This is a genomic window from Bacteroides sp. MSSM.1001136sp1_RTP21357st2_D2_RTP21359_211015 (genome assembly GCF_040913205.1).
Lineage (GTDB): Bacteria > Bacteroidota > Bacteroidia > Bacteroidales > Bacteroidaceae > Bacteroides > Bacteroides ovatus.
The window spans coordinates 120,677-139,619 of the sequence record NZ_JBDFVF010000015.1 but is presented as its reverse complement, the minus strand read 5'-3'; the positions used below and the strand labels follow the sequence as shown (position 1 = coordinate 139,619).

General features: G+C 41.2%; 18 protein-coding genes. 5 read left to right on the top strand and 13 right to left on the bottom strand.

Translation table 11 applies throughout. From position 1 onward, the window contains the following. The 3 genes from AB5217_RS11655 to AB5217_RS11645 all read right to left on the bottom strand — a co-directional run. Positions 1-895, bottom strand: an 895-nt coding sequence (locus tag AB5217_RS11655) for a DEAD/DEAH box helicase (protein WP_368117365.1), incomplete at its 3' end; no start/stop codon positions are given. 89 nt (positions 896-984) lie between these two features. Beyond that, positions 985-2,058: an NAD(P)H-dependent flavin oxidoreductase gene (locus AB5217_RS11650; RefSeq protein ID WP_032844470.1), complete on the bottom strand. Its 1,074-nt coding sequence runs from the start codon at positions 2,056-2,058 to the stop codon at positions 985-987. 371 nt (positions 2,059-2,429) lie between these two features. Continuing rightward, a complete protein-coding gene (locus tag AB5217_RS11645) occupies positions 2,430-2,729 on the bottom strand; it encodes an RNA recognition motif domain-containing protein (RefSeq protein WP_004296140.1) in 300 nt (99 codons plus the stop codon). Between the two features lie 315 nt (positions 2,730-3,044). Between AB5217_RS11645 and ung the strand changes: the two genes are divergently transcribed. Beyond that, on the top strand, positions 3,045-3,707 hold the full coding sequence (gene ung, locus AB5217_RS11640) for a uracil-DNA glycosylase (RefSeq protein WP_004310617.1): 663 nt from the start codon (positions 3,045-3,047) through the stop codon (positions 3,705-3,707). Positions 3,708-3,754: 47 nt separating this feature from the next. Then, a complete protein-coding gene (locus tag AB5217_RS11635) occupies positions 3,755-4,528 on the top strand; it encodes a LuxR C-terminal-related transcriptional regulator (RefSeq protein WP_032844471.1) in 774 nt (257 codons plus the stop codon). A 37-nt stretch (positions 4,529-4,565) separates the two neighbouring features. On the opposite strand, the gene AB5217_RS11630 is transcribed toward AB5217_RS11635, so the two are convergent. Then, positions 4,566-5,150: a hypothetical protein gene (locus AB5217_RS11630; protein ID WP_032844472.1), complete on the bottom strand. Its 585-nt coding sequence runs from the start codon at positions 5,148-5,150 to the stop codon at positions 4,566-4,568. 138 nt (positions 5,151-5,288) lie between these two features. Between AB5217_RS11630 and AB5217_RS11625 the strand changes: the two genes are divergently transcribed. Next, positions 5,289-7,352, top strand: a complete 2,064-nt coding sequence (locus AB5217_RS11625) for a HelD family protein (RefSeq protein ID WP_032844473.1) — start codon at positions 5,289-5,291, stop codon at positions 7,350-7,352. A 101-nt stretch (positions 7,353-7,453) separates the two neighbouring features. On the opposite strand, the gene AB5217_RS11620 is transcribed toward AB5217_RS11625, so the two are convergent. The 4 genes from AB5217_RS11620 to AB5217_RS11605 all read right to left on the bottom strand — a co-directional run bounded on the left by AB5217_RS11620 (position 7,454) and on the right by AB5217_RS11605 (position 11,064). After that, positions 7,454-9,010, bottom strand: coding sequence for an ATP-binding protein (locus AB5217_RS11620; RefSeq protein WP_032844501.1), 1,557 nt, complete (start codon positions 9,008-9,010; stop codon positions 7,454-7,456). Between the two features lie 148 nt (positions 9,011-9,158). Next, positions 9,159-10,079 (bottom strand): N-acetylmuramoyl-L-alanine amidase, encoded by a 921-nt coding sequence (locus AB5217_RS11615; RefSeq protein WP_032844474.1) that lies wholly within the window; start codon positions 10,077-10,079, stop codon positions 9,159-9,161. Between the two features lie 30 nt (positions 10,080-10,109). Beyond that, on the bottom strand, positions 10,110-10,460 hold the full coding sequence (locus AB5217_RS11610) for a hypothetical protein (RefSeq protein ID WP_008649883.1): 351 nt from the start codon (positions 10,458-10,460) through the stop codon (positions 10,110-10,112). Between the two features lie 85 nt (positions 10,461-10,545). After that, a complete protein-coding gene (locus AB5217_RS11605; protein ID WP_004296149.1) occupies positions 10,546-11,064 on the bottom strand; it encodes an HU family DNA-binding protein in 519 nt (172 codons plus the stop codon). 522 nt (positions 11,065-11,586) lie between these two features. Here AB5217_RS11605 and AB5217_RS11600 point away from each other — a divergent pair. Together AB5217_RS11600 and AB5217_RS11595 are read left to right on the top strand one after the other, a co-directional pair. Further along, positions 11,587-12,159, top strand: coding sequence for a hypothetical protein (locus AB5217_RS11600; RefSeq protein ID WP_004327180.1), 573 nt, complete (start codon positions 11,587-11,589; stop codon positions 12,157-12,159). Further along, positions 12,156-13,025: a nucleotidyl transferase AbiEii/AbiGii toxin family protein gene (locus AB5217_RS11595; RefSeq protein WP_032844475.1), complete on the top strand. Its 870-nt coding sequence runs from the start codon at positions 12,156-12,158 to the stop codon at positions 13,023-13,025. The genes AB5217_RS11600 and AB5217_RS11595 overlap by 4 nt, the downstream gene beginning before the upstream one ends. Before the next feature lie 299 nt (positions 13,026-13,324). On the opposite strand, the gene AB5217_RS11590 is transcribed toward AB5217_RS11595, so the two are convergent. From AB5217_RS11590 to AB5217_RS11570, 5 genes are all read right to left on the bottom strand, one after another. Beyond that, a complete protein-coding gene (locus AB5217_RS11590; RefSeq protein WP_004327178.1) occupies positions 13,325-13,984 on the bottom strand; it encodes an MIP family channel protein in 660 nt (219 codons plus the stop codon). A 39-nt stretch (positions 13,985-14,023) separates the two neighbouring features. Then, positions 14,024-14,428, bottom strand: a complete 405-nt coding sequence (locus AB5217_RS11585) for a hypothetical protein (protein ID WP_008649874.1) — start codon at positions 14,426-14,428, stop codon at positions 14,024-14,026. Positions 14,429-14,587: 159 nt separating this feature from the next. Then, the gene (locus AB5217_RS11580; RefSeq protein WP_032844476.1) at positions 14,588-15,757 is read right to left on the bottom strand and encodes an OmpA family protein; all 1,170 of its coding nucleotides are present in this window, start codon (positions 15,755-15,757) and stop codon (positions 14,588-14,590) included. Positions 15,758-15,798: 41 nt separating this feature from the next. Then, positions 15,799-16,083, bottom strand: coding sequence for an HU family DNA-binding protein (locus AB5217_RS11575; protein ID WP_256387955.1), 285 nt, complete (start codon positions 16,081-16,083; stop codon positions 15,799-15,801). Positions 16,084-16,096: 13 nt separating this feature from the next. Continuing rightward, positions 16,097-18,931: a hypothetical protein gene (locus tag AB5217_RS11570; RefSeq protein WP_032844504.1), complete on the bottom strand. Its 2,835-nt coding sequence runs from the start codon at positions 18,929-18,931 to the stop codon at positions 16,097-16,099. Positions 18,932-18,943: the final 12 nt, after the last annotated feature.

Here is an 18,943-nt window from a genome sequence, read left to right as displayed (position 1 = left end):
CCATCACACGTGTTTTGCCCGACTTGAAATTGCCCAAAGCCAACTGCCGCGCTGCCTGACTTTTATTTCCATGAATCGCCTGGCTACCAATTCCCGCCTTGCCCAGTATCTTTACGATCTTATCAGCATTATGCTTCGTACGTGAAAATACCAACACCGACTGATCTTCTGATTTTTGCAAAATCGAAACCAGTAAAAGACTCTTTTCCTTTTTCTCTACGAAATAAACCATCTGTTCAATAGCATCCACAGTCGATGATTTCGGAGTTATGCTGATTCGTACAGGATTCTTCAACAAAGAATTCGTTAAAGAAATAATTGTATCAGGCATTGTAGCGGAGAAGAATAAAGTCTGTTTTTCTTTCGGAAGTTTTGGTAATATCCGCTTGATATCATGAATAAATCCCATATCAAGCATACGGTCTGCTTCATCAAGTACAAAATATTGTATCTTATCCAGATGGATATGTCCCTGATTCATCAAGTCAAGCAAACGTCCCGGTGTAGCAACCAGGATATCAATTCCTTTGTGTAACATGTCAACTTGAGGACGTTGATTTACTCCGCCAAAAATAACCCCATGCCGCACTTGGGTATATTTGGCATAATCATTAATGCATTCACTTATTTGCAAGGCAAGTTCACGGGTGGGCGTCAAAATCAACGCTTTAATCCCCCGGCACTTGGCTGCCTCTTTATTCATTTGCAAATGTTGTATAATGGGAATAGCAAACGAAGCAGTTTTACCTGTTCCCGTTTGCGCACAGCCTAATATATCTCTTTTTGCTAATGCAGCCGGAATTGCCTCTCCCTGAATGGGAGTGGGCACTGCATATCCTTTTTCTTCAATAGCTTTTAAAATCGGTTCGGTTATATTTAATTCTTTAAATGTCATAATTGTTGTTTTTGCTGTATCAAAACAGCTATTAATTTATATTGTAAAGGGACTGACAAACTCCATCATGGGAATGAAAATCCCGTAGGTTAAGCCAGTTTATGGGTTGCCAAGAAAAACTCGCGCTCCAGTGTACTCATTACTTCTTTTACACTACTGATTTTTTCAGCGAGAAAAGCATTGCTACCGGCAAAAGCATAGCCTTTTTTCATATTTCCTTTGGCTGCATTATATAAAGCCTTAATAATGCAATAAGGGCTTTTTGTATAATCACATGTTTTGATACAATGGAATGAGCAACTCTTAGGCCTCTCCAGTCCACTATTCACATTGTGAATAAATTCCCCGTCAATAGCTCGTCCTGGCATTCCCACAGGACTTTCAATAATAAGAACATCTTCGGACTTGGAGTGAATATGTACTTCCTTGAACGTCTCGGACGCGTCACATTCCTGGGTGGTAACAAATATACTTCCCATTTGTACCCCTGCAGCTCCCAGTCCCATAAAATGTGCAATATCTTCACCCGTCGAAATGCCGCCGGCGGCAATCACCGGAATCTGTTTCTGTTCTTTATAGCTGGATGCAATCATTACCACTTCCGGAATCAAAGTTTCCAAAGCATAATGCTGATCCTGTAATTGTTCTTTTTTGAATCCTAAATGTCCACCGGCTTTAGGCCCCTCCACCACGATTGCATCGGGCAGATAATTATAGTTCTTCTGCCATTTATCGCAGATGATTTTGGCTGCTCGTGAAGAAGATACAATAGGCACTAGCTTGGTTGTACTCTCCGGAGTCAGATATGAAGGCAGGTCGAGTGGAAGCCCGGCACCGGAAAATACCACATCAATCTTTTCCTCGATTGCGGTGCGCACCATATCCGCATAATTCGATAAAGCAACCATGACGTTTACGCCAATAATACCTTTTGTTTTCGCACGTGCTTTCCGGATTTCCTCTTTCAGCCCGTTAATACATTTTTCAGGATAAGTACCTTTCCCTTTGGGGTATAACAAACCTAAACCTGCGCATGATATAACGCCTACTCCTCCTTCGTTTGCTACTGCCGAAGCCAAACCCGAGAGCGAGATACCTACTCCCATTCCACCTTGTATTACAGGTGTTTTTATCTCAATATTTCCTATAAAGAATGATTTCATATGTTTTATTTTGCTTTAGAGCAATTGAACAAGATAAACAGTGTGAGCACACTTTATTCAAGCGCTCAAGATTGGCCCTGTCATTGACTATTTGCCTTGTTGGGTGTAATTTATTAAACCTTTACTCCTGACTTCTTCAAGAGTATTGTGTATTACAAAAAAGTCTAATAAATCTATTTTCAGAATGGAAAGTGCAGGAGTAGATATTCCTGATATTGCACAGAAAAAGAGCCAGAATTAGCAGAACTTAAATGTAATATGATTTTTTGTCTTCCCCTGTGTCAATCAGAAGATTCCTCCGTTGAATCATGAAACGGAAATAACTTATTAAATGAAAGCAGAAGACAGAATCTTCTGCTTTTATTCGGATATTAATATCTTCTAGAGTTATTATAACCACCACGACCACCACCGTTAGACGGTCTTTCAGTACGAGGACGTGCCACGCTTACTGAAATAACTTTCTGGTCGTATTCAACTCCATTCAGTTCGTCAATTGCTTTTTGTCCTTCTGTATCATTCGGCATTTCTACGAAAGCAAATCCTCTGGATCTACCAGTTTCTCTGTCAAAAATTACTTTAGCTGAAGAAACTTCTCCAAACTCTGCAAATAAATTTGTTAAGTCAGCATCATTAGTGCCATAGCTTAAACCTGAAATGTAAATGTTCATTTAAAATTTTATTAAAATAAATACTAATTTGGAGTGAGGAGGATAATTAAAGACAAGGACTGCTTGCTAATAAAATATTATAAAGAAGAACTATACGATAATGATTCGTAACTCAAACTCTTGGTACAAAGGTAACACAATAAATCAGAATAATACATTTATACCCGTTCTTTTTCGGAAGAAAGACGATAATTATCATTTATTAGCACACAATTCATCCTAAATCGGCGAGATACACAATTTTGCCTATCATTCTTGATATTCTCTTGTAATATATCTACTTTTGCCATTACATAAATTATCAAGTCCCACTTTATGGATGTCAGAATAGAACCAAGTTGGAAACAACAATTACAAGAAGAATTTGACAAACCATACTTCGAAAAGTTGGTTACATTCGTCAAAGATGAATACAAACGGGCACACGTCCTCCCTCTCGGACATCAGATTTTTCATATATTCAATTCCTGTCCCTTCGAAAAGGTAAAAGTAGTTATCCTTGGACAAGACCCCTATCCCAATCCCGGACAATATTATGGAGTCTGTTTTTCTGTGCCTGATGGAGTAGCTATCCCAGGTTCACTAAGCAACATCTTCAAAGAAATACACCAAGATTTGGGAAAGCCAATTCCAACTTCTGGTAATTTGGATCGTTGGGTAGCTCAAGGTGTATTCCCGCTAAACTCTGTTCTTACTGTACGTGCGCACGAAACCGGTTCTCATCGAAATATGGGTTGGGAAATCTTCACAGACGCAGTTATCAGGAAACTAAGTGAAAAACGGGAGAATTTGATATTTATGCTTTGGGGAAGTTATGCGAAAGAGAAACGATCTTTGATAGATACCAACAAACATCTGGTACTAACCACTGTTCATCCCTCTCCCCGCTCTGCCGAATATGGTTTCTTCGGTTGTAAACACTTCAGTAAAGCCAATGCTTTCTTGCATAGTAAGGGAATAGAAGAAATTGATTGGTAAATAAACGATTTCTCAAAACAGATTATCAGTACCCAAAAACATTCGCTATGAATAAATCAAACAATATTACTCGGGAAGAAATGTGGGCAAAGCAATGCTTGTCCTCCACTGATATTGATTACGCTGTGTGGGAACGGGATAAATCCATACTTCACCAACTTTCAAAAATCTGTCACAACTGCACATTTGTTGTCGATGTCTACAAATGCAATTACACGTATGCATCCTCGAATTTCGTTGATTTACTGGGGTATGACAGTCACAAGATAGAAACTTTGGAAAAGCAGGGAGATTATTTAGAATCACGTATTCATCCGGACGACCGTGCGCAACTGGCAGCATTACAAGTCACGTTAAGCCAGTTCATTTACAGTCTGCCCCTCGAACAGCGAAACGACTATTCCAACATTTACAGTTTCCGTATACTCAATGCCAAGCAACAATATATACGTGTCACTAGCCGACATCAAGTTTTGGAACAAGACCGTAACGGCAAAGCATGGCTCGTAATAGGCAATATGGATATTTCACCCGACCAAAAACATTCCGAAACAGTAGACTGCACTGTCCTAAATCTAAAGAACTGGGAATTCTTCTCTCCTTCCTCTTTACTTATGCCTTCTTCGCTCAACCTCACTAATCGGGAAATAGAGATATTACGGCTTATTCAAAAAGGGTTGTTAAGTAAAGAGATTGCAGACAAACTATGTATCAGTATTCACACTGTCAATATTCACCGGCAGAACCTGTTACGCAAATTAGGTGTGCAAAATTCTATCGAAGCCATTCGCTTGGGACAGGAAACCGGACTACTAAGTTAATTAACCCATACGCCTTTTCCTGAAGCTACCAGTCTGTCTAAGGCATCCATTCCACCACACCCACCACCGGGTGCAATCTTCTCCATTCCTCAAATTCCGGATAACTACATACACCATCCTGAATCACAGCTTGATAATACTCCACTCCCATAATCTTTTCCGTATCAGGCGTTTCGTATTTCAAATTCAAGATAGCCAGTCTCATTTCATCTGTCAATACCGCAGAAATGCGTTCGGCCACCCTTTCAAAGTAGCCATCATAACGAGAGCCTTCTTGGATATGAATCATATCCATTTGCCAAAGTTCTCCCTCCATATCCTGATACCATGCATGCCACTCTATACACGCTTCTTCCGTATGTAATAAATTCGTATATTCAATCTTCTTTACGGACGTATTTTCCGCCAATTCAGCCATCGCCCGAAAGCTGGCAGACAAATCCAAAGGAGAAGTATAAATATGAAAATCAATATCCCGATGTTTCATCAATAATCCTGTACGCAACGAACCTACCAGATTCACTTTGGCACCCATCCCCTCCCATATCCGAACAATACGGGTATCCTCTATAATCTCCCAAGCTTTCTGCTGGTTACGTTTTGCCAATTCAAGAATATTCATCTTTTTCCTTATTAAGTAAGTATGCAAAAATAGGAAAAAGGATACATATATAGCTATAAATAACTATTTAATCCCTTAATGGGTTGAGCTAACTTTGTCCGCAAATTCAATTCTTCACCATACAACTAAAAAGAGATTATGATATTCAATCAAACAGAGAAACAGGAAAAAGAGTATTTACAGCAAGTCATAACCACTATCCATGATACGATTAACACTACCAGTACTTCCGTCAAAGAGCATATAGACACCCTGCAGGAGTACAAGGATTATCTATGGTCGAACAAGGATATCGATCCGCACGAAATCCGTTCCATGCGCGAAAGCATATTAAATCACTTTGCATTAGGTGAAAATGTAATTGACAAACGCAGGCGACTAAGCAAAATACTGGATACCCCCTATTTCGGACGAATCGACTTTCAGGAAAAGAAAGACAAAAGCCAAGTTAGTCCGATCTATATAGGAATACATACTTTCTATGACCTCAATCAAAAAAAGAATCTGATTTACGATTGGCGAGCTCCTATTTCAAGCATGTTCTACGATCATGAATTAGGCGAGGCGTTCTACTCTTCCCCCGCAGGCAAAATTAACGGAGCGATCTCACTCAAACGCCAATATCGTATTCGCAAAGGAAAAATGGAGTACATGATTGAAAGTTCCATAACTGTTCATGACGATATTCTGCAAAAAGAACTATGTTCCAATGCCGACAATAAAATGAAAAATATCGTCACGACAATTCAGAGGGAACAGAATCAGATCATCCGTAATGAAAACGCTTCTGTACTTATTATACAAGGTGTTGCCGGTTCAGGAAAAACCTCTATCGCCCTCCATCGTATTGCCTACCTGCTTTATACACAGAAAGGACAGATTTCTTCCAAAGACATATTAATCATCTCCCCCAATAAAGTATTTGCCGATTACATTTCTAATGTACTTCCGGAACTTGGCGAAGAGACCGTTCCCGAAACCAGCATGGAGCAAATTCTGTCGGATGTAATTGACAACAAATATAAACACCAGAATTTCTTCGAACAAGTGACGGAACTATTAGAAAACCCGACACCCGACTTTATCGAACGGATTCAATACAAAGCCTCCTTCGAGTTTATATCACTACTTGACAAATTCATCCTTTACATGGAAAACAACTATTTCAAAGCAACAGACGTAAAACTCACCAAATACATCACCATTCCTGCTGAATTTATTAACGAACAGTTCAAACGATTCCACCGCTATCCCATACGTCAACGATTTGAGACTATGACAGATTACATTCTGGAAATGATGCAACTACAATATAATCTCACAGTTAGCACTCCGGAGAAAAACCAACTAAAGAAAGAGATAAAAAAGATGTTCGCGGGCAATAACGATCTCCAAATCTATAAAGACTTTTTTGAGTGGATCGGAAAACCGGAGATGTTCAAGACACGCAAAAACCGCATACTGGAATATGCGGATTTAGCCCCTTTGGCTTATCTGCATATCGCATTAAATGGGAACAACGCCCAATCTTACGTCAAACACCTTCTGATAGACGAAATGCAAGACTATTCTCCCATACAATACAAAGTGATTCAAAAACTTTATCCGTGTCGAAAAACAATTCTTGGAGACACTTCCCAATCCGTCAATCCTTATGGTTCTTCCACTGCCGATATGATTCAGAAAGCATTTGCAACAGGAGAAATAATGAAACTTTGCAAAAGCTATCGTTCTACTTTTGAGATCACCAGTTTTGCACAAAAAATTCAACCGAACAATGAATTAGAACCGATTATGAGACATGGGGAACACCCCAAGATTCTTCCATTCAAAAATACAGAAGAAGAGATCCAAGGTATTGCGGATTTAGTAAACTCCTTCAGGAACTCCCATTATACCTCATTAGGGATTATCTGCAAAACAGAATCCCAAGCAAAAGAACTTGTTCAAAAGCTCCAGATATATGCAAACGACATCTCACTTTTGTCCAATCAAAGTTCTGCTTATGTAAAAGGGATTATCATCACTTCCGCCCATATGGCGAAAGGACTGGAATTTGACGAAGTAATCATTCCGCAAACAGATGATAAGAACTATCATTCCAATATTGATAAAAGTATGCTTTATGTGGCAGCCACAAGGGCTATGCACAAGCTAACTTTGACTTATTCTGTTTCTTCACCCAGTTGTCGATTCCTGTAATAGAATATAACATCGAAAATTAAAAGAACTACCCGCAAAACAAGAGCCGCTTGAACAATCTCAAACGGCTCCGTAACTCCTTTAACAACATGGTTATCGAGCTAATACAACCACCGGTCTATATTCCTTTTTTCTGCACTGAACTCCACTCCAACTTTAACCAACTCACGCCCGTCTACCTGATAAGGTATCAGATAGCCTTTTTCATCAATCTGCTGCAAAGCCTGTTCGGCAGTACCATTCAGTTTAAATTCAAATACATAAATATACTTCGGAGTTTTCACCACTGCATCCGCCCGTCCGCGGGCACTACGAACCTCTGCTCCGGTAAATTGTCCCATCAATTTGAATACTAAGTAAAATACAACTTGATAATGTCGTTCGGTCTTTTCATTCAGTTCATAAGGGAAATCTGCGAAGAAAGCTTGTAAGCGGGTAAGAAAAGCGTCAACATCACCACTCTCCAATTCACGTACAAATTTACCTAGATAAAAGCCCCGTTCATCATCTACCACTGATGTGTAATAAGGAACCAAAAAATCCATAAATCCATATCGTACTTCATCATTGGGAAATTTCAGCAGGTAGTTTCCAAAACGCTTGTCATACCCCTTTATAGTCAAATAGCCACTCTGATAAATCAACGGAATCGGATTATTAGCATCTACCCTATATTCCATAAACGAAGAAGCATTGGCTTCTACCCCATCAATCAACGTACGCAAATCATACTCACTCTTTTTAAGCAGTTCGACTAAAAAAGTAGGAGTACCGGTTTGGAACCAATAATTACTAAACTTATACCCGTCAAAAACGTTAAGCACACTGAATGGATTGAATACTCCTTCCGCAAACTCACAAAAATGATAACCGTCATATAAAGCCGTCATCTTATTTAATGTTTCTTCATAAGTCAGTTCATTTGTTTCTGCCAATCGATTCAGTTCAGGAATAAAAGTATCCTCCAATTCTTGTCGTGTAATACCACAAATCGTGGCATACTGCGGCTTCATACTGATATCATTCAGTTGATTCAAATCACTGAACACACTGACTTGCGCAAACTTAGTCACACCGGTAAGGAAAACAAAACGAAGATAACGGTCAGAACTTTTCAGTACACCATAGAAGGCCTTCAATGTCTTACGATAGTCATCAAGCAAAGCGTCATCACCCAATGCCTGCAACAAAGGTTTATCATATTCATCCACCAAGACTACGACTCCACGACCAGACTGTTCACAGGCTCGGCGAATTACACCCGCAAAACGTCCGGAGAGAGTTTCCTCATCCTCCCCTTTGCCATATTTCAGTTCCCATTGCGTCAACTGCCTGCTAAGAATTTCGACTAAAGCCTGGGGAGAATCATATTTTTCCGCGTTTAAATCCAAATGAAATACCGGATATGTCTTCCATTCCTTTTCCATATCAGCTATGGCCAACCCTTCAAATAATTCTTTCTTACCTTCGAAATAAGCTTCAAAAGTAGAAAGAAGAAGACTCTTGCCGAAACGGCGAGGGCGGCTCAAGAAATAAGGTTTACCTGTGTTAGCTATTCGCCACACAAAAACAGTCTTATCTACATAGAGATAATTTTCTTCACGAATCTCTGCAAAAGTCTGTATTCCAATAGGAAGTTTACGTAATATCCCGTCCATGATTTTTTCTCTATTTTGATTATTCAAAGATACGCATTTCCATGGGAATACACATACAAACTCCACAAAAAAGTACACAGTTTCACAGACAGCACTACCATGACTCCATTTTTCATCAAAACTAACTTTGTACCAGACAAACAACATCTCACTTCCTCTTCACTTTGCAAATCCAACACACAAGAACCAGAACCAGCAAAATAATTCCGTACCAATACCCACTTCCGGTTGTCCTATTAGTAGTTTTCTCAACTCCCGTTTTATGAATCTCTGTCTTAGCGCTCATATCCGATAAGCTCACAGACTGTGAATTCACTTCTTGAAGAAGTTGTTTCTCATTAACGTTTTTCCTATCCACCACAGTCTTCACCACCATCCCAGCCTTCAATCCAAGCGTATCCACAGGAAATACAAACAACACCTGGTCAATATGCTCCTCCACCACCTCCGAATCCTTTTCTAAAGCAACCTTATTTTTAACTAGACTTTTCCCGGAGCTACTATTTAAACTTGAATCAACCCTAACTTCACTCTCCCTGTTTATCACCTCTTTCTTACTCCTACATCCCGACAGCAATACAGGCACAACCAAAGCCACCAACAACACAAACAGTAACTCCCTCCCACTCCTCAAAAACTCCTTCACATCAAAACAGGGACAAGCCTTCACATATTCATAAGGTTCAATCACTCCGTCACCATTCAAATCCGGTGAAGTATCCCGATGTCCCAACACTTGGAGAATATTATATTCCCGCTGCAAATCCATAATAATCTGATAAAGCACCCGTTTTTGAGCATTCGTCCGGGTATCTGCCGGACGCCCGTTCCCATCCAATCCACCGATATAACATATCGCGATACTCTGCTCATTCCAACCTTTACAATGAGCACCGGGCAAAGCCACATCCCGCCCCTTTTCCAATTTCCCATCCAAACGGATCACATAGTGATACCCGATACCGTTGAACCCACGTTCCCGGTGCCAACGGTCAATATCTGTGGCAGTAAAATCCTGCCCGGCTTTCGTAGCCGAACAATGTACTATGATAGAATCTATATTTCTCATGATAATTCATTATTAGTTCAAACGCACCAGTTAATAATCCGAAGGTGGCATACGCTTCACACACCCTCTAATCTCACACTTCTTCACTTCCGACTCCTTCTGTATCAACTCCACTTCATGACATTTATGTATCCAGTCAATCTTCTCTTCCTGCTCCTTGCGAAGTTCAATATAAAGCCCGTCTATCTTCTCGTCACGTTGAGTCAGCCGTTCTTCCAGCCAGTCCACCTTTTTACGGCGATTTTCTTCTTCCATACTGTTCACGGACGCTTCCTCTTTCCGTGCATCCGTCTTACGACAAGTGAGATACCTCACTAACCATTTCACTGCTTCCAAACCACCCATAGCAGTAATAAAAGCAAGGATTGTAGTTATTTGCATATTTATATTTTTACGTAGTTATAAAGAAAGAATGAGGCCGAAGCCCCATTCCATACAAACCAGACAGTTCTCAACGGCTCATGAATCAAGCAGCCGGATCCGGTGCTTCACCATTACCACCCGAACCACCATCCGGATCCGGAGTTTCACCCCCATCATCCGAACCGTCACCAACACTACCCAAATCATTAATATGATCCAAATCCTTGAACTTCAATCCATCCGAACGGGTAGTCGTCCCGGTAAACAGACGAATGTCCGAGTTAGCACGAAAACAGATACGAAGCCCTGAAATATTAGCGATCGTAAAATCTTCCGCCTTCTCCGTCCCTTTGCTTTGGGCAGAAAGGTAAAAATATCCCAGACCGGCGATATTCACCGAACGGCCACCCAGCAATGTCTTTCTCAATAACGTACGGAAATCTTTCAATACACTAATCGTTTCACCCTCGCTGACACCGGAAGCAGACGCAATCTCCTTTGCAAACTCATCCAACGTTGCACTCGTATCATACTGATAAGAAATCACCGGATACACTTTCTTTCCTGCTTCTTTATTTGTAGGGTCACACAGGCGAGACACCCTTCTAAATCTAATAGCCATACTACTTTCTTTTTTTAATAAATACTGTTTTAATTATCACTTCGCTAACGTTAACGATGCAAAGATGCAGCATCTTCCACGGAGATGAAACGACACCAAATAGCCTCATCAGAAAAGTACCAAAAAGCATTTCAGACATATACAACCGACATAGAGGAACCAAATAAACGACAAGATAACGACAAAAAGCAAGGAAAAAGCGACAAAACCGATAGCCTGGGGAGAATAATAAACAAACAAATATATTCAAACTAATAAATACCATACTAAAAAGCATGGAAAGTTTTAGGCGCTCAAGGCTGTCAATAGCCAGATACCGCATATTGAAAGAGAGCAAACTGCAATTATGCCAGTATATCGAAAGCAATGAAAACCAAGAATTACTGAAATTGTTGCGAGATGATTCGGGCAAGATTGTCTGATATATGTTAATATTTCATGGCAAATAAGCATTTCCCAGTACAAACGCACTACAATCACAAATAAATGTAGTAGATTTGTCCTAAAATAAAGAGTACAGGCATGAAAAGCAAGAGATATAATAACAGTTTTACCTCCTCTAGTATGGTAAAGGAAGAAGGTCGGACAGCCTATTACAAGCTGCTGGACAGTGTGCGTGACGGAGACGCGGTACGCATCAAACGGGGCGTATATGCCACAGCCGAGCAGTTGGCGGACACGATGATAGATGTGGAAGCCATCGTTCCAGGCGGAGTGCTATGCCTTTTCTCCGCATGGAATGTGCATGGGCTCACCACCTCATTGCCTCAGGCATACCATGTGGCGGTAAAAAGAGGTCGCAAAATCACGCTTCCAACATTTCCCAAGATAGAGCTCCATCATATCACAGACACGATGTTTGACATAGGTGTCGAGGAACTGGTTGTAAGCGGTTACCACATACATATATATAATAAAGAGCGATGCGTGTGCGATGCGGTGAAGTACCGCAACAAGATAGGCATGGATGTTTGTTCCGAAGTGGTGAATAACTACATTTCCCAGCCAGACAGAAATCTATCCCTGCTGATGGATTATGCCGACAAACTAAGAGTAAGACGAATCCTTGAACAGTATATTGCAATAAAACTATGAGTGAAATCAAAAATCCTGGAAAGTCCATCCGGGCAAAGCTGCTCAATGTAGCCAAGCAGAAGGATGTGTTCTACCAGACCATTCTGACCAGATATTTTCAGGAACGCCTATTGTACCGTATCTCACAGACTCATTACCGTGAGAACTTCTACCTGAAAGGTGGAGCACTGATGTATGCATACGAACGCTTTGCTGCACGTCCGACATTGGATATTGATTTTCTTGGCACGCATATCAGCAATGATGGCGAACGCATCGCCGAGGCGTTCCGTGAAATATGCGCTGTAGAGTGTGAGGAAGACGGAGTAAGGTTTGCTGCCGACAAGCTTGCAGCACAGAACATCACCGAGTTCAAAGACTACCACGGTATCCGTCTAAGTATTCCGGCGACAATGGACACCATTGCCCAAGTGCTGACAATGGACATTGGTTTTGGAGATGTGGTAACACCACATCCTGTATCATTAGATTACCCATTGTTATTGGAAGAACTGCCAGAAGCAAACATTCTTGCCTATTCCACTGAAACCGTAATTGCGGAGAAGATGCACGCCATCATAGACTTAGCTGACCAAAGCAGCCGGATGAAAGACTATTATGACATCTACCACCTGCTCACATCATTCAAATATGACAATACCATATTACAGGATGCTATCAACCGCACTTTCGAGAATCGTCATACTCTTTATAATGCAGATACGATGTTCTTCAGGAAAGACTTTCCCAACCATACGCAGATGCAGTTACGATGGTCAACATTTCTAAAAAAGGCAACTATCAAAAATAGCCTTTCATTCTCCGAGGTGGCACATTGGCTGCAAGAGGCTTTAATGCCATATTGGGAAGCCTATGGACGTATGTAATACTTCCGACCATTAATACATTATACAAAAAGAGTGCACCTTCTTCCCCACCGGGAAAAAGATGCACCACACAAACAAAACAAACAATAGAGCGACCTTCACAGGCAGCGTAGAACCCATGATTCCATTTTTCCTATGCTACTATTATAAAAAGAAAAATGGCAGGGGCACGGATTCCCTTGGGGAAATGAGGCGCTTCACAGCGACATAAAGGATATAGGCCATTAAACTCATTTATTATACTATATGGGGAAAACCTACATCTTTTTCTATTCTCACAAAAACATGAAATGAAACAATTAATTTCCTTTTATTGTTTTCCAGACTGGCACTGCTACCACCGCACCGACAATCGGAGCCACAATAAACAACCAAAGCTGGCTGATAGCCTCCACTCCGGCAAACAATGCCGGACCAATGCTACGGGCAGGATTAACCGATGTCCCCGTAACGGGAATACATACAATATGCACCAGTACCAGAGTCAATCCGATAGCCAACCCGGCAAAATGAGGACTACTATTATCCCGGTCGGTAGTGCCCAATACAGTCAGCACGAAGATGAACGTAAACACCGCCTCGGCCACAAATGCAGCCAGCAGATACGGTTCTTCAAAACCGTTGGCTCCCGTACCTTCTATCCCCATTGTGCCGGTAATCAACCACAGCAATGCAGAGCCAAGTATTCCGCCCGTCACTTGCGCTACGATATACACACCGGCTTCCATTACCGACAGTCCGCCATTCAGCCAAACGCCGATGGTGATGGCCGGATTGATATGACAGCCCGAAACAGGACCGATTGTGTACGCCATTGCCACCACCGACAAACCGAACGCGAAAGCAATCGTCAACACCGCGGCTACCGATGTCGCGCCGCCATTCAATACAGCAGCGCCGCATCCCATTAAGACAAGCACCATAGTGCCCACCATTTCAGCTATAAATTTCGTTTTCATAATCTACTTTTTCTACTCGTATAAGATATACTATTCTCTCTAATCATCCTCCCATTCCGAAGGCGGCAACGACTTCTTCCCATACCATTTCATCCAAGCACGAGATTTCCGCTTTCTCAAATAAAGCGCATCGCTACAATGCTCCAACGCTTCCCAGTCAAATGAAGAATGGTGTCCGAACCACCTCTCCAGCCAGTAAAGCAGATGATAACTCATGAACGCAAGCAACATCCACCACCACGAAAGCCAGACGGATAGCACCAATGCAGGCAATAATGCCAAGAAGAAACATTCCGTATACTGCCGCGCATGAATCTGAAGTTCCATCTCCTCCCACCCTTCCAAATATTTGAACCGGGTGAAACAACAACCGAAAATCATAAAATAATGCCTTTTCTTCCTGTTCAGAAAAGTTTTCGCCAACAGACTATTATATATTATCATATCCTCCTCTTCATTCAAAAAAGCAACATTGCAAAAGACCATCCAACTACCGGCCAACAAGCCCACCTTGTAACGACAAAGCGCTTTCAGTCCCGACATAGAAGAAAACGAGACAGCCCCGCAATGTTGCCTGAAATACCTTGAAATGAAATAAAACTATTATTCGACGATTACGACGCGGTTCAATTCAGGTTCACTAAAACGGTTGTTCGTATCGCCCTCCGCTTTCTTCACGAGACGTTCAGGGGAAATTTTATACTTTTCGACTAATAAATTGTACACATACTCCATACGTTGTTCACTCAAACGTTGGTTCAGTTCCTTGCTGCCCGTAGCGCTGTCCGCCGAACCAATCAGCGTGAAAGTCTTGTTCTTATCCGCCTTGATAGCGTTGTTCACATAAAACTCAAGATTGGCAAGTTCCTTCTTATCCAAAGTAGCCTTGCCGATAGGGAAGAACAGGGCTACCGGCGAAGCAGTCACTTTCGATTCATTCACCACTTCCGGTTTCCGATTTCTGGCAGCTTCCAGTTCGGCGGCAAGACGCTGTGCTTCGGTGCTCAAATCATGATTTTTGGCACGAAGCGCGTTGATACGTTCATTATAAGATGAATAATCTGCCGGAGCCACTTTCTCGACACGATTGAAACGGGTCTTGCCCAACTTCACGCTTAGCCCCAGTGTCACAGAACTCATTCCTTCACCTTTGCTGCCACTTACAGTTCCGTCAAAAGACTCTTTCACAAGCATCTGTCGTCCTTCCAGAGTCAGGTCCAGACGCTTGCCCAGGCGGAACGTATTCAAAATACCAATGTTGGCGGCAATTTCATTATCATGCGTACTGTTTCCCCACGAACGTGCCCAGCCGAAACCGACAAACGGAATCACATTCCACACACGTTTCTCATTGAATCCGAGGAAACCGTTCGACCAGTTCCACATAAAGTCCGCATGGAGATTGGAAACATTAAACTCTTCCTTATAATAACCGCGATGCGCCCCTTTGGCATACATCCCGCTTGCATCCGTCAGCCCCTTGGCTTTCAGACCCGAATATTGTAGGCGGACTCCGTAAGAAGGAGTAATCCACTTGCCCAACGACACATCCAGTGCAGGAGCAATACGGTTGCCCACCGATGTCTTGTTATCAAGTTCACCTTCATAGATATTGATTCCACCGCCTACACCGATATACCAGTTACTCCAGAAACTATTCGTTTCATACGGGTCACGGAGAATATTTCCGTCCGTATCACGATTTTCCTTTTGCTGTGCCATGGCACAGACTGATGATAATACCAATGCAACTGTAATAATTTTCTTTTTCATGTTTCAATTTTTATGTTCAACATTTAGTTTAACCTGTTTCTTTACTCTAATTTCATTTTACTTCCGGGACGGAATTTCACTTGTCGTTTGGCTGGAATCAGCATTGAGCCGCCTGTGGCAGGATTATGCCCGTTGCGCGCTTTCCGTTCTTGAATGACAAAACTGCCGAAGCCGACCAAGGTGACACTCTCTCCTTTATGCATTGTTTCCGCAATGGTTTCCATGATTGCATCTACAGCATTCGTAGCTTCGTTAAAGCTCAACTGACCTTTAAGGGCTACTTCTTTGATTAGTTCTGATTTGTTCATAGGTTTGTATTTAAAAATGAATTATATATGTTTATTCGTCACGGATACAGCGGACAGGTGCTGCCGTAGAACGATCTAACCAGTAATTATTACCCCCACCGAAGCCACAGCCAACATCACCATTTTTTAAATCAAATCCAAATGACATTATTACATTCATACCACTGCCATCATTATATCTCATTGTCCCACAAAGATGAGCACTATAAAAAGGGCCATTTACTACCCCTTTATCATAAGTTCTTCCATGGCGAAGCGAAGTAGAAATAAAATAGACTTTCCGTGTACTATTTTCACTACCACAATAGAAATATACCCCATACTTAGTAAATAAAGGAGTATAAAAATCTCCCTTCTCCATATGTCCCAAAAATTCGGTTCCGCTTTTGCCAATAGGGGAATCTATTATTGGATATTTTAAAAATGCACCATATACATCCGGCGGAGATACTTTGTAACCAACAGGACATGGATCATAAAGGGTCTTCATTGTCTCTACATTAACCATTTTATATTGCGAATAAGGGTTATTTCCCCATAAATATTGATTTCCAGTCAAATCATTATTACCGGATTCAGAAGTATAATACAACCAATCATGAACACTATAGGCATCATCACTTATGATAAATACGGCAGGATGATTTATCGCATACTCAATTGTTCCTATACTTTCATTTTTTTCCTCCTCTTTGTGCTTTAGTTTACTTCCACGTACATTATGCATAAAATCGTCCGTACTTTCAAAGGAAGCTGAAATACAAAAAGGATCTTTACGCCCCCATTGGTAACCCAAACCACGTGTTGTTAACTCATCAGGAGTATTAGTTGTTGCTCCTAAATCTCGATCCATTATTCTATAATTCTTCCCACTATAAGTTTCTCCATTGGTTGGTAGGCCTAATTCTATTATAGTGGGGTGCTCTGTACACCAAACATGCCAACTCCATAGTACTGTAGCATCCTCCGCATTTGGATCTTGTTTATCATAAACTGCAATAACCCCATTTCCCGTACCACTACTCAAGAATTCAACTCGATTAGTAGTAGAATTAAATGCAACTTGTGATATAAGATTTTGCTTGTCCTGCCAAATTAGTTTTGCAGAATAAGGAACTATCTCAACATTTTTAGAAACTGATATATCTTCACCTGAAGCATTTTTAAAATGATATTGTTCTATATCTTCACCTAATTCTTCCCGCCATGCAGCTCTGCCTCTCGTTTCCGCCACTATACCATCAACCCCGTTTCCTATCACCGTAGCGTCAAACGAATAAACACCATAAGTCACCGGAGTAATAAAGCAGTTTGCCGGACCGTCTTCATCCACAGCAATCGCTTCTGTGTGAGATATGATACTGAAAGGGATATACTTCACTATGTTACCTACGGATATTTCCAAAAATCCTTCCTTTAGTGAAGAGTTTTCGGGTACAGTGCAATAAATCCAATACACATCGCTATCTTGCGGAAGGTTCACTTCATTCACCGAAAGTCCTCCTGTTCCCTTCACCTGTACCAAATTATTATTATCTATGCTATAAAACAGGCATAAGTCAGATGAGGGTACCAAAGTTTTCTTATCCGAATTTAAAACGCGAACATTACGAGTGGTAACACCACTAAAATCGACATTACCCGTATCATCAGCCTGCAATTCAAATTTTACCATTGTTACCGGATCTGTGATGCCATTCTCTATCAACTTAAGGTCTTCCCTATCCGTTTTTACCAAGTACTGGCCGTTAGAAGCATATCCCCGCGACCAATTATCCGAAACCGTCACCGTATACTCGATATTACTTCCCGGATTTTGAATGGCTTCCAGTTCCGTATCATATCCCTTATTCTTTAGCTCGGCAATAGTAAAGCGATAAGAATGATTACGTATTATATCCAGATACTGCCCGGTTTCCTTATCCAGGAAATCCAAACGATAATACTCTTTATTCGAACCGTCCGGATTCCGGACTACAAGAAGCAACATTGCACGATCTTTGGAGAATGTTTTCTTATCAACCTTATTTCCTAAAGCGTAAATGGAGTGTTCATATTCCAAAGGATAGTAACTTGTCACCAGTCCTTTCGTTACATCCAAAGGAACTGTAGCGGAAAGTAAATCATGTTTTTCCGAAACGCCGCTTTCGTTAATACTGCCCTGATAGATTTCCCCCTTATACTCGCTATCTAATGTAAAATCCGAATAATTAAGATTTCTCCATTCCCAATAGACTTGTTTACCGGAAAACAAATCCGCCTTTGCATCAACCGTAACTTTTGCCAAACAACGGGTCAACAGACAAATGTTAGAGGTAGCGTTCTCATTCCATTCCATCCAACCGTACATCGGAATAGTCCGCCCTTCACTTTGCAGAGCGGAAAAGCCCTTCATCATTCCTTGACTAGTATAATTCCTCAACTGCTCTTCACTAGCCATTTTATTTATAAGAAAATCACCTGCTCCTGATGCAGAAGAACGATTAGTCAGGTTACAAACTACATAAATTCGTTCTTTGTCAGCGGGAATGTATTCTTTCAATGTCACAGTCGGCGATGCAGTGTCATTACCGAACAAAAAAGACAAATCAGCTTTACCCTCCTGATAATATACAGGGGATGAGGCGTGAGAATCATTATATACAAACACCTGTATGCCACTAATCTTACATTCCGATTCATTCGCCACGCTACGTACCTGTACCAATTCCGCATCCGGGATAGACAAGCTGATGACATTTTTTTGAGAGGAATCAATCATTTCCATTTCAGTGTCATCGTTACAACCACCTAACAACAACATATTAAAAGCGAAGAAAACCAACAGACATATCCCGAACAAGTATTGTTGTATTGTTATTTTCATTTCATTCATACT